The organism is Ferruginibacter paludis, from assembly GCF_030409685.1.
Lineage (GTDB): Bacteria > Bacteroidota > Bacteroidia > Chitinophagales > Chitinophagaceae > Ferruginibacter > Ferruginibacter paludis.
Genome location: NZ_JAUFQJ010000024.1, coordinates 791648 through 804563 on the forward strand (window position 1 = coordinate 791648; position 12916 = coordinate 804563).

General features: G+C 42.3%; 10 protein-coding genes. 4 read left to right on the forward strand and 6 right to left on the reverse strand.

The window, feature by feature from the left end; all coding sequences use genetic code 11:
- The first annotated feature begins 4 nt into the window (after positions 1 to 4).
- The gene (locus QWZ08_RS27690) at positions 5 to 1003 is read left to right on the forward strand and encodes a LacI family DNA-binding transcriptional regulator (protein ID WP_290341163.1); all 999 of its coding nucleotides are present in this window, start codon (positions 5 to 7) and stop codon (positions 1001 to 1003) included.
- Between the two features lie 38 nt (positions 1004 to 1041).
- Here the strand turns inward: QWZ08_RS27690 and QWZ08_RS27695 are convergent, their stop codons facing one another.
- On the reverse strand, positions 1042 to 1431 hold the full coding sequence (locus QWZ08_RS27695) for a hypothetical protein (RefSeq protein ID WP_290341166.1): 390 nt from the start codon (positions 1429 to 1431) through the stop codon (positions 1042 to 1044).
- 200 nt (positions 1432 to 1631) lie between these two features.
- Between QWZ08_RS27695 and QWZ08_RS27700 the strand changes: the two genes are divergently transcribed.
- Genes QWZ08_RS27700 through QWZ08_RS27710 form a run of 3 tightly spaced genes read left to right on the forward strand, consistent with a single transcriptional unit; the run spans position 1632 to position 5960 of the window.
- A complete protein-coding gene (locus tag QWZ08_RS27700) occupies positions 1632 to 2972 on the forward strand; it encodes an MFS transporter (RefSeq protein ID WP_290341168.1) in 1341 nt (446 codons plus the stop codon).
- A gap of 46 nt (positions 2973 to 3018) precedes the next feature.
- Positions 3019 to 3993 (forward strand): carbohydrate kinase family protein, encoded by a 975-nt coding sequence (locus QWZ08_RS27705; protein WP_290341170.1) that lies wholly within the window; start codon positions 3019 to 3021, stop codon positions 3991 to 3993.
- Positions 3994 to 4010: 17 nt separating this feature from the next.
- Positions 4011 to 5960, forward strand: coding sequence for an alpha-amylase family protein (locus tag QWZ08_RS27710; protein ID WP_290341172.1), 1950 nt, complete (start codon positions 4011 to 4013; stop codon positions 5958 to 5960).
- A gap of 25 nt (positions 5961 to 5985) precedes the next feature.
- On the opposite strand, the gene QWZ08_RS27715 is transcribed toward QWZ08_RS27710, so the two are convergent.
- From QWZ08_RS27715 to QWZ08_RS27735, 5 genes are all read right to left on the reverse strand, one after another.
- Positions 5986 to 9309, reverse strand: a complete 3324-nt coding sequence (locus tag QWZ08_RS27715; protein WP_290341174.1) for a VCBS repeat-containing protein — start codon at positions 9307 to 9309, stop codon at positions 5986 to 5988.
- 7 nt (positions 9310 to 9316) lie between these two features.
- Positions 9317 to 10084, reverse strand: coding sequence for a 3-keto-disaccharide hydrolase (locus QWZ08_RS27720; RefSeq protein ID WP_290341176.1), 768 nt, complete (start codon positions 10082 to 10084; stop codon positions 9317 to 9319).
- A gap of 78 nt (positions 10085 to 10162) precedes the next feature.
- Positions 10163 to 11890, reverse strand: coding sequence for a GMC oxidoreductase (locus QWZ08_RS27725; protein ID WP_290341178.1), 1728 nt, complete (start codon positions 11888 to 11890; stop codon positions 10163 to 10165).
- 75 nt (positions 11891 to 11965) lie between these two features.
- Positions 11966 to 12646: a 3-keto-disaccharide hydrolase gene (locus QWZ08_RS27730; protein WP_290341180.1), complete on the reverse strand. Its 681-nt coding sequence runs from the start codon at positions 12644 to 12646 to the stop codon at positions 11966 to 11968.
- Positions 12647 to 12678: 32 nt separating this feature from the next.
- On the reverse strand, positions 12679 to 12916 hold a 238-nt coding region (locus QWZ08_RS27735), incomplete at its 5' end, for a hypothetical protein (RefSeq protein ID WP_290341182.1).

The following is a 12916-nucleotide window of genomic DNA, read 5'->3' on the forward strand; positions in this document are numbered from 1 at the left end:
AAAGATGTCTGATGTTATAACGCTAAAGAAAATTTCGCAACTGCTCAATATAAGTATCTCTACTGCGTCACGTGCATTAAAAGATCATCCCGATATTGCAGATGCCACCAAACAAAAAGTAAAGGAACTGGCAGAAATGCTGGACTATGAGCCCAATCCTTTCGCCATACAATTAAGCACAAGCCATAGTAAAATATTCGGGTTAATTGTACCGGAAGTAAGCAATTTATTTTATACTTCCTTTATTGATGCGGTAGAAAATGAAAGCCGTAAAATCGGCTACACCCTCATCATTCTTAAAACCGATGATGATCCGGAGATTGAAGCCAATCATATCCGCTATTGTAAAAAACAACGGGTGGCAGGGTTGTTTGCCTGCATCACGCCGGGCACATCAAATTTTGAATTGTTTCAGAGTCTTGGTAAATCGGGCATTCCTGTAATTTTCTTCGATCGTGTGCCTGACAGCAATAGCTGCAACCGTATTTGTTTTGCGGATGAAGCCGCAGCCACTATTGCCGCAGAAGCCATCATCAAAAAAAATAAAAAAAGGGTACTGGCCATTTTTGCAGAACCCAGTTTATCCATCACTCAAAAAAGATTGAAGGCTTTTCAAAAAGTTTTTCAGCAGCATAAAAATGCGCCGAAGCTGCTTATCTACAATACCAATCATTACGAAAATACCAAAGAGGTCATTAAGCAAAAACTGCAAAATGCAGACCGGCCGGATACGATCTTTTGTATGACCGATGTTATTCTGAACAGCACCATGAAAGCCGTTCAGGAACTCGGTCTTAAAATTCCGGAAGAGGTGGCCGTGATTACCATCAGCAACAGTGATTTTTTTCCAAAATTATACACGCCAGAAATTACCTATGTGGAAACAAGCGGCTACAAGCTGGGCGTATTGGCGCTTTCAGCCATGATGACCTGCGTAAACGACGATGTTCCCTACCAGGAACTGTATGTCGACTCTTACCTGGTTGAAGGACAATCTTTATAACCTGCTAAGTATGAACAAGTCGAAGCTGAGTTAAAAAATCAGGAAAGAATTTTAGGAAGTAACACCGTCCTTTTATAATAGTAGGCGATAATCCTGTCACCGATCAATTGACAAAGTTGTTTATCGGGAAATTCGGAATCGGTCCACGTGAAGATATTCTCCATGTAAGTTAAATGTTCTATAACCCCCGTTTCGCCAGTATCTGAACGTTTGTATTCAACCCGAAAAGTTTGATAAGGTTTGTAGTCCTTGTACTCAATGGCCTTAATTTTTGTGCTATAAGTAATATGGTTATTGGTGATGCTGAGTAAGAACTCATCTAATACGGCATAGTCTATCATGGTGATTGTTTTTTGCGATTTTTTTTCCGAAACATCTGCCCCCCTTATAAAACGGAAAGCATTTATTTCTATTAACAAAAGTACCAATCATCTGGGTAAAAAATATGTTTGTAGATCATGAATCAAACAAAAACTTAAAAGAAATCAGTAACGTTTTTTGAAAGAGATACAGTCGTTTAGATAACCCAAACTGCCCACATCAAACGTTTGCAACCAGCCAATCAACCGGTTGCAGGGTTTCTATAATTATCTTACTTTCACGATTGTTATAAAACCATTGCCTGCGTATGTCTTTTTCCATCTCAAAGCCTCATTTAAGTTTTCAGCAAATCATCAATATGAATGTTGGTTTTTTTGGCATTCAGTACAGCTTTGGCTTGCAGCAAAGTGCAGTCAATCCTATTTATGATTTTTTAGGCGCAAGCCCTGACCAGATACCGATTTTAAATCTGGCCGGACCAATGACAGGCCTGCTGATTCAGCCCATCATTGGCGTGTTAAGTGATAAAACCTGGCATCCCCGTTTTGGAAGACGCAAGCCGTATTTTTTTATCGGTGCCCTGCTTTGCAGCATTACGTTGTTTTTCTTTCCCTTCAGCAGTAGCCTTTGGATGGCCGCAGGTTTATTGTGGGTGCTGGATGCAGGCAACAATACCGCCATGGAACCATACAGGGCGTTTATTGCTGATAAATTACCTTCAGACCAACACGCCACCGGCTTCTTAACGCAAAGCTTTTTTACCGGGCTCGGCATCACCCTGGCGAACCTATCACTGTTTGTGTTTCAAAAATATTTTCCGCAGGGCCATGGTAAAATTCCAACCTGGGTATATGGCTCCTTCTTCCTTGGTTCATTTTGTTCCATTGCTTCGGTGTTATGGTCAATAAAAACAACACCGGAAATTCCGCCAACAGCAGAAGAACTGTCGGCCTTGCGTGCCAACAAAAAGGGCGTAGCAGAACCGTTCATAGAAATCGCTCATGCCATTAAAGATATGCCGAAAGTAATGTGGCAACTGGCGCTGGTGTACCTCTTTCAATGGTATGCCTTGTTTTGTTACTGGCAAAACGCTTCCAAAAGTATCGCCCAATCGGTATGGCATACATCGCCTTCGGCAGATCCCAAATTATACGAAGAAGCAGTTGGCTGGACCGGACTTGTAAATGGCTGGTATAATGTGGCTACTTTTTTGTCGGCTTTTGGGCTGGTTTGGCTGGCTAATAAATACAGTCCAAAACTGGTGCATTTCAGTTGCCTGATAATGGCAGGTATCGGTTTATTAATCTTTCCGCACATTGAAAATAAATACCTGCTGTTTGCGCCCATGACGGGGTTTGGTATTGCCTGGGCAAGCATGATGGGCATTCCTTATTTAATGGTGGTAGGCAATATCCCGAAAGAAAGATATGGCGTATACATGGGCATTATTAACATGATGATTGTAATACCCATGATATTACAGAACCTGACCTTTGGTTATATCCTGAAGCACCTGCTGAATAACAATCCCGGCAGCGCCATTAGTTTTGCAGGCGCTTTTTTAATCATTGCTGCAATGGCAACTGCGCTGATAAAAACGGTGCCGCCGGGCGAAGACGTGCAACTGCCCATGGGTGGCGGCCATTAATTTTGACACGACATTTATCAAACAATCTTCTAAATAATTTATAACAATGGATACCGTTTCAAAAAATAAAGGCAAAATTCTTTGTATCGGCGAAGCGCTGATTGATATGATTTGTACCGACAAGGGAAAATCACTTTCTGACGGAAATAACTTTTTAAAAAAAGCCGGCGGAGCACCAACCAATGTAGCCGCAGCCATTGCTGCCTTAGGTGGTAATGTAGAGCTGGCGGCGAAAGTAGGTATTGATCCCTTCGGCAGACATTTAATAGAAGTGATGCAGGATTTTGGTGTGTCTACCAAATGGATGCTGCAGGATGAACATTATTTTACCACGTTTGCCTTTGTATCGCTGATGGAAAACGGGGAAAGGGATTTTTATTTTAACCGCGGCGCAGACGGGCAGTTAAGCCGCCAGGAAGTAGAAGCAATCGACCTGGATGAATTTTCTATCATTCATTTTGGCTCTGCGACCGGTTTTTTACCGGGACCATTGCAGGCTGCCTACCAGGGCTTATTACAAAAGGCGCTGCTGAAAAATATTTTTATAAGTTTTGATCCTAATTACAGGCAGCTGCTGTTTCAAAATAACAAGCAAAGTTTTATTGATCAATCATGGAATTTTTTAAACTGCTGTCATTTTTTTAAAGTAAGTGATGAAGAAGCCATGCTGATTACAGGTGCCGTAATGCTGCCGGATGCCGTGGCTATTCTGCTGGAAAAAACCAACGGCATTTTCGCCATTACGCTTGGTAAAGAAGGCACCATGCTTGGCTTGAATAATAAAACCATGATTGTGCCCAGCATCCCTGTAACACCGGTTGACACTACCGGCGCCGGTGATGCATTTGTTGGTGCATTGCTTTACCAGTTAAGTGATAAATCGCTGGAACAGATAAAGGCAATGTCTGAAAACCAGTGGAACCAGCTTGTGGTAAACGCCAATAAAGCAGGCGCCCGAACCTGCGAATACCTCGGCGCCATGGAAGCCTTTAAACACCTCACAACCGACATCTTTAATTAACCGTTGCTGAATAAAATATGTACGACTACCTGCTGCATCAAAAAATAAAATCGGCGTTACTGAAATTCCGGGTTGGTAAAGAGGAAGATGACCTTTCTTTTTACAGCCGGTTAATCGCCAATGCATCTACCATAAAATCATTGTATGATGAATTGTACCGGCAGCATCCAGCAGCGGTACCACAGTTTGATCTGTTAATTGAAACGCTTACATCTGCTCATAAAAAAAGAAAACCGGCATTAAAAAAAACCGATGCTATCAAAGCAGAAAAAGGAAACTGGTTTTTAAGCAATGAAATAACAGGGATGAGTCTATATGTTGACCAGTTCTGCGGCAACCTCACCAACCTCGGCGAAAAGCTTGATTATTTTGATACACTTGGCGTAAATTTTTTACACCTGATGCCGCTTTTTGAAAGTCCGGCCGGTGAAAGTGATGGCGGTTATGCCGTAGCTGATTTCAGAAAAATTAATCCCCGTTTTGGAACCCTCGATGATTTAATTGTCGTTCAACAAAAGATGAGTACTGCAGGCATGTACCTGATGACAGATATCGTATTGAATCATACTTCCCGTTTGCAGGAATGGGCCATGAAAGCAAAAGAAGGAGATAAGCATTACCAGGATTATTTCTACATGTTTGATGACCGCACCATGCCTGATATTTTTGAGCAGACCATGCCTGATATTTTCCCTGAAACGGCTGCCGGCAATTTTACCTATGTTCCGGAATGCCATAAATGGGTGATGACCGTGTTTCATAATTACCAGTGGGATCTTAATTTCAGTAACCCGGCAGTATTGGTAGAGATGCTGGACATTGTATTGTTTTATGCCAACCTCGGGGTGGATGTTTTGCGCATTGATGCACCCGCCTTTATCTGGAAGGAACCCGGCACTACCTGTCAGAATTTGCCCAAAGCGCATACCCTGTTGCGGCTGCTGAAACAGTGTGTGCAGGTTGCTTCGCCGGGCATGGCTTTATTGGGTGAAGCCATCGTAGCGCCTAAAGAAATCATGCAATATTTTGGTACCGGAAATTTTGTTGCCAAAGAATGCGACTTTGCCTACAACGCCACGCAAATGGCATTGCAATGGGATGCGCTTGCTACCGGCGATACCCGGGTGATGCTGGCCGCACAACACGAATTGTTGAAAAAACCGTATGGTACATCCTGGTTAACTTATACCCGCTGCCATGATGATATTGGTTTGGGTTATGATGATTATATGATCCAGCAGGCAGGATTCGATCCATACCAGCATCGCAAATTTCTAAAGGATTTTTATTCCGGCAATACGCCGGGGTCAACTGCAACGGGTGCGTTGTTTTCTGTAAATCCAAAAACGCAGGATGCAAGAATCAGTGGCACGTTGGCCTCTCTGTGCGGGCTTGAAAAAGCCATTGCTAATAATAATGAAAATGAGATCAGCACTGCAATTAACAGGATCATTGTAATGCAGGCGGCCAGCTTTTTTATCGGTGGTTTACCCATGCTATTTTATGGGGATGAGGTAGGGTATACAAATGATTACAGTTACCTCAGCAACCCTGCCAAAAGTTATGATAACCGCTGGATGCACCGGCCCATAATCGACTGGGATAAAAATAGCAAAGCTGAAGTGGAAGGAACAATTGAGCATCGCATTTTCAGCGCCACGCAACAAATGATCAGCCTGCGTAAAAAATTACCCGTGCTGGCAGACTACAGTAATCTTACCTGGCTTTCTCCTTACAACATACATGTCGCAGGTTTTTTACGGCAGGTAGAAGACAACAGATTATTTTGCTTTTTCAATTTTAAAAACGAAGTAATGTATGTTGACTGGCAGGTGGTAAAAGAAAAGGGAAACCCACCAGTTATGTTATATGATCACTGGAATAAAAAAGATTACATCGTGGGCAGAGATAAAGAATATTTGATTGTAGAACCGTATTCCTTTTGTTTGCTGGAAGCGGTAAAATAAGCCTCTGCTTTTGCGAAGTAAAAAATTATTCTTTGAAGATAAGTATGCTGTCATTGTTTCTTGCAACAAGTATGTATTCGCCGCCGTTTACCAGCTTTATTTTTTTGATGTCTCTTACTTCACCGCTTGCCATAAATCCACTAATGTATGATGGCAATACATTAAATCGATTGCTACCTGCATTTGTCAAAACGCTTCCCAGTCCTGCATCATAGCGGCCTTCATAAGGCAATACGCCGAAAAAATTGCCGGCTGAAATGATATCCGGTTTTCCATCGTCATTTATGTCATCCGTTAAAAAAGAAAACACAGGCGACCATTGAACGGATGCAGGTAATTTACTAATGGTAAACTTTCCTTTGCCATTGTTGGCGAGCGTTACAGACGACAATAAACTGGCCGTATATTTTTTTGCATGATCCAATTTTTCACCAAATACTTCTTCCACCGTTTGTCCCGCAAAGCTGCTGTACAGTAAATATTTTTTGCGCATCAAAGCAGGCAATTGTTTTTCTATTTCTTCTTTACCCAGAAAGGTATAATACTTGCCATTTTTTTCAGTGGCGAGTACCTGGTCCATGGCACCATTGTTATCCAGGTCGCCGGCAAATAATTTTAATGGATATTGTTCACTGGCATGCAGCTTTGAATTTTCTCCCCAGTTACCTGCCAATAGTTCATCGGTGCCATCATTGTTTAAATCAGCAGCATGAATCGTAGTCCACAGGCCTGTTGTCTTTGCCAATCCAGCACCCTCAGTTCCATTTACCAGTTTGCCTTGTTGGTTTTTATACAGAGTGATGGGCATCCACTCACCAACGATTACCAAATCCTGCCAGCCGTCTTTATCAATGTCAGTCCATATGGCATCCGTTACCATTCCGATTTTATTCAGGCCCGGCGCTTTTGTATCATCGGCTATAGTAAAATTTCCCTTGCCATCATTGATCAATAAATAAGAGGTTGGGACATCGCCATACCGGCCTGCTACCACTCTTCCACCAACAAATATATCCATGTCTCCGTCGTGATCAATATCGGCAGCAACAGCTACAGATTTATTTCCATAAAGCAACGGCAACGTGGCGGATTTACTAAAGTTTCCCTTGCCATCATTGAGGTATAACCTGTCTAAAGAAGATGCGACTTTTGCTTCCGTTTCATTGCCACCTGTTACTACATACAAGTCCTTGTCGCCATCATTGTCTGCATCAAAAAAGAGGGCATTCACATCTTCACATGCGGCATCTGCACTAAATAATTTTTGATTGGTGGCAATAAATTTACCGGCAGCGTTTTGCTGAAACAAAGCGCCCGCCTGGCCTGCAGCGCCGCAAACAAAAAAATCTTCCAGGCCATCGCTGTTCACATCAGCTACTGCCAATTTTGGTCCTTGTGTAGAAACCATGTGTGGAATAAAAGCCTGTACGTTAAAATCGTTGAAATTATTTTCCTTGTGTTTGTACGGCAGTTGAATTGAATCGGTAATATCTGCAAACAATTTTTTGTCTTCAGTATTAAATCCCGGAAGCAATGAATTGTTATTGCTGCCTGCGTCCTTGTATAAAACTGCAAGTCGCTGATCGGCTTTTACATTCGTTAATAATTGTGATTTTCCATCCGGCCATTGAATTTCAATTTTATCAATGATTGAATCTGCTCCTGTACCAAAATGAATGTACTGAAGTGACGCACTTTCAAAGCCTTTGCTGGCATTGATATAGCTGGTTTGTATGTTGGCTTTTTGTTGAAGCGTAACCTTGGCACCGATACCAAATTTATTTTGATCATCACCTTTTAACTGCAGTTCTATAAAATGATTTAACTGCTGCTGCACCGTGTTGTTCCGGTAAATAGTGGCCGGCTCGTTGATGTTGTTGATGACAATATCCAGGTCACCATCATTGTCCAAATCCGCATAAGCTGCGCCATTGCTGAAGCCCGGGTGTTGAAGACCCCATGTGTTGGTTTCATCAATAAATTTCAGGCTGTCGGTTCCTTTAAAAATATAGTTGCTTATTTTGCCTTCGGGCATCTTGCTGATGGCCGCCAAATCTGCTGCCCGACTGGTATCATTGCCTGTTGTGCTGCTGTAAAATTTTACAAAATCAAGATCGTTTGGTCGTCTCAAAATACCGTTGGAGATAAATAAATCTTTAATGCCATCATTATCAAAATCCGCTGCCAGCGGGCTCCAGCTCCAGTCTGTTGCAGCAACACCGGCGTACAAAGCAATGTCACTGAATTTTTTTCCGCCGCCTGCATTTATCTGTAAACAATTGCGTGCATACTGGTGGTAATATCCAAAACCAAATTTAAAATTGTAGATGTCCAACGGGTCATCTCCCGCGGAAGCTTTTAGTGTTTTTTCATCTGAAGGTAACATGTCGAGCGTAATGATATCCTGCCAGCCATCGTTGTTCATATCAGCAATGGCACTGCCCATAGAAAATCGACTTTCATGGCCAAAAGCCTCCCGGTTTATTTCTGAAAAAGTTCCGTTGTGGTTGTTGAGATAGTAATAATCATTTTCATGAAAATCGTTGCTTACATAAATATCATCCCAGCCATCATTGTTAATATCTGCTACAGCTATATTTAAACCATAACCGACAATACTGCTGTAAATTCCGGCTTCGATTGTTACTTCAACGAATTTTCTTCCGGTGGCTGTACTATCATTCCTGAATAATTTATCTCCGGCTGCCTGGTCTTTTACATGCCGCATGGAAGAGTCGCCATAGCTCTGGCTGGAATGTACAGAATGGTTTACCAGGAACATGTCCAGGTCACCGTCATGGTCGTAATCAAAAAAAACGGACTGGGTATTGAAGCCTTCAATATCCAGTCCGTAAGTATGTGCACTTTCTGTAAAGGTTATCTCACCCGAAGATGAAGCGCCATTATTTATAAAGAGTTCATTGCTGCCTTTAAAACTTTTATATCCCCCAACTTCACTAACGTATATGTCCAGCAAGCCGTCACCGTTAACATCCGCCACTGTAACACCTGTTTTCCAATTGCCCTTTCCCTCCACGCCTGCTTTGGCAGTGATGTCTTCAAATCTAAAATTTCCTTTGTTAAGGTATAATTTATTACTGCCCTGGTTGGACGTGAAATAAATATCCGCAAGGCCGTCATTGTTAAAATCCGCAACTGCTACACCGCCCCCATTATAGTAATACAAATAGTCGAGGATGTTCAGCGTGTCCGTATCCGCAATTTTATTTTCAAAGTCAATACCCGTCTGCGCTGCAGGCATCATTGAAAACAGCGTATCCGTTTTACTTTTACATCCGCAAAATATAATGGCCGTAAACAGGCAATATAATATGCGTTGAAAATTCATTGGTTGGTTATAGTTCTCTCAGCCAGATATTGCGGTAACTGATTGGTTCACTTTTATCACCATGGGCTTGTAATTTAATGGGCGCAGCACCATGTTTTTTATATTCCGGTTTACCAATGTAGGGTGTATCGCCTGTTAATGTGGTATTATTTTGTACCAGTACGCCATTGTGTAAAACCGTTACACGGGCAGGGCTTTTCACTGTACCATCTTCGTTAAAGCGGGGTGCAGTCCAAACAACATCATAGGTTTGCCACTCGCCGGGTTTTCGGCAAGCGTTCACCAATGGCGGCGTTTGTTTATACATACTTCCTGCCTGGCCGTTTACATACGTAGTATTATTGTAATTATCCAGCACCTGCAATTCGTAGCCGCCTGCGCCCCATGGCAATGCTGCTAAAAAAATACCGCTGTTACCACGTGCCTGACCGCTACCGGTAATGTTCGCCGGAATACGGTATTCAATATGCAGTTGAAAATCGGTAAATGATCTTTTTGTCTGCAGATCTCCGTTGGCTTTGTTTACCGTCATGCAATTATCGGCAACAGTCCATTTGTTGTTTGAAGTGCTGTCCTTGGTTGGCACCCACTGGTCGAGATTTTTTCCATCGAATAATACAACCGCATCACTTGGCGGCACACCATACGCACTACCTGGGGTAATTACTTTAGGCACGGGTGTATAATATTCTGTGTCTTCTGGTTTTGCATTTTGTGCATTGGTGCTTAAAAAACCGGCCACCAGTATTGCTGAAAAAAATAAGTGTTGTTTCATTTTTTTAATGATTGATTTGTTGTTAATTATTAGTTGTGTTGCAAGCCTTCTTTTTGTTTCATCGCTTTTAAAATACATTTAGATATTCCCTTTCTTCAATTCACTCACCGCATATTCCGCCGCCCTTGCGGTTAATGCCATATAAGTAAGCGATGGATTTTGACAGGCGGATGAAGTCATCGCTGCACCATCTGTTACAAACACGTTCAGTGCATCCCATACCTGGTTGTGCGAATTCAATACCGATGTTTTGGGGTCGTTGCCCATGCGTGCCGTACCCATTTCGTGAATGCCCTGGCCAATGTTATAGTCCTTATCCCAGGTAGTAATATTTTTCACACCTGCGGCTTCAAACATGGCTACCAGTTCTTTAATAATATCTTTACGCATTTTTAATTCGTTTTCTTTCAATCCTGCATCCATAGATAAAACGGGTAAGCCCCATTTGTCTTTTACAGTTTTGTGCAAAGAAATTTTATTATCATGGTAAGGCAGTATCTCACCAAAGCCTGTAGCTCCAATGCTCCATGCTCCGGGTTCAGTCAACGCTTCTTTAAAATCGCCGCCAATATTCAGTTCAGCTACTTCACGGCTCCAGCCTTCACGGCTGGCACTTCCCTGGTAACCATACCCACGCAAAAAGTCCCTTTTATCACCATATAAATTCGCAAAGCGGGTAATATAAAAACCATTCGCCCTGCGGCCGTAGGTTGTTTTATCTTCAAAACCTTCTATTGTTCCCTGTGCGCCCAGCATGTAGTGATGATCCATCACATTATGACCTAATTCGCCACTGCTGCTGCCAAGTCCATCAGGCCAGATATCAGTTGCTGAATTCATCAGCACCCAGGCACTGTTTAAAGCAGAAGCATTCAGGAAAAGAATTTTTGCATGAAACTCGTAAGTTTTATTGTTTTCAGCGTCCAGCACTTCTACGCCTGTTGCCTTCTTTGTATTTTTATCGTAAATGATTTTTGTAACAATGCTCCATGGCCGAACGGTTAAATTACCGGTAGCAGTTGCCGCTGGAAATGTAGACGACTGCGTACTAAAATAACCGCCGAAAGGACATCCTTCCCAGCAACGGTTCCTGTACTGGCACTGGGTTCTTGCCTGCAACGGTGCTGTTAAATTGGCCACACGCCCAATGATCATATGGCGGTCTTTGTATTGTTGCTTTATTCTTGCTGCCACATCTTTTTCTACCACATTCAATTCCATCGGCGGTAAAAAATGTCCGTCCGGCAAATGCGGTAAACCTTCTATGGAGCCACTAATGCCGGCGAATTTTTCTACATAGTCATACCAGGGCGCCATCTCTTTATAACGGATTGGCCAGTCGATGGCAATGCCGTCTTTTGCATTGGCTTCAAAATCCAGGTCACTTAAACGATAACTTTGTCTTCCCCATAAGAGTGAACGGCCGCCAAACTGGTAGCTGCGCCACCAGGCGAAAGGCTTTTCCTGTACATAAGGACATTCCTTTTCATTTACCCAACTGTCCAGGATTGCTTCCTGCGCTGCGGTACCATACATGGCCCAATCACGCGATATAACGGGGTTGTCTTTTTTATACTGTAAGGGCGCTTTGCCGCGGTGAGGAAAATCCCATGGATCTTTACTGGCCGATGCATAATCCTTGATGTGTTCATGCGGACGTCCACGTTCCAGCATCAGCACCTTTAATCCTTTTTCAGTTAGTTCTTTTGCGGCCCAGCCACCACTGATGCCGGAACCAATTACGATGGCATCATAGGTATTTTGGGTGGCTGATTTGTTATTGATATTGGTGGAATCTCCAGGCATAGCACTCTGTTTTAATCGTTAATCAAATTATTTTTACTGTTCGTTCTTTAATTGTTCTGCTAAAGGCAGTCACCTTTATTCCAATTCGGCAAGCTCAATCTTGCGGTAATATATTTCTGCTCCTTCTGACTGAATAATTATTTTTCCTTCGGTTACACTTGGGTCTGTCGCTTCATTTACAACGGTACCATTTACAATATGTGTAAGCTTTCCGTTGTTTGAAATTACTTCTACCCTGTTCCATTCGCCTGTTGGTTTTTCTGCATCGGCTTTCTTTTTAGCCCGGTTAAAATCTTTAGGAACCGAACGAACGCCATCTACTACAACTGTTGCACTATCCACCATCCAGAAATCACCTACATCACCTTCCTGTATCTGGCACTCGATACCTTTTGGCCAGACAAAATCCTTTGCATTGAGCGGTACGAAATATAAAATGCCGTTGTCTCTTTTAGTGGTGTCTGCATCTCTTGGTGGATACTTTTTTGTGCCCCATTTAAATTCAACTATCAGGTGAAAATTGCTGTATACTTTTTCAGTACAAATATAACCGAACTCTTTTCCCGAAATATGCAGCAAACCATTTTCGATATTGAATACTTTTTCAGGATCACTATTCTTTCCTTTTGAAGTAAGAAAGCTGTACCAGCCATTTAAATTTTTGCCATTAAAAAGTGGTTTCGTTTTCGCTTTTTCGGTTTGTGCATTTGCCGCAATACCGGCAAATAATAAGCAGGCAACAATTAATTTTTTCATATCAGCAAGTCGTTTTTTAAAAGTGATCGTGATTATTTATTTGTCATTTCAAAAATTGTTGGCGCTTCATTGTTCATGGAAAAAATGGTTAGATTTCTTTTACCAGCTTTGATATTGGTAATATTTCTTACCTGCCCTTTAACCATTATCCCGCTTTGACTTTCATTAACCGCTTTAAAATTGCCCTTGCCATCTCCTTTCAACAGCAGGCCATAGCTGGCATCGTAAATACCTGCCTCCGGTTTACTCTGGTAAAAGTTGCCACCCAGC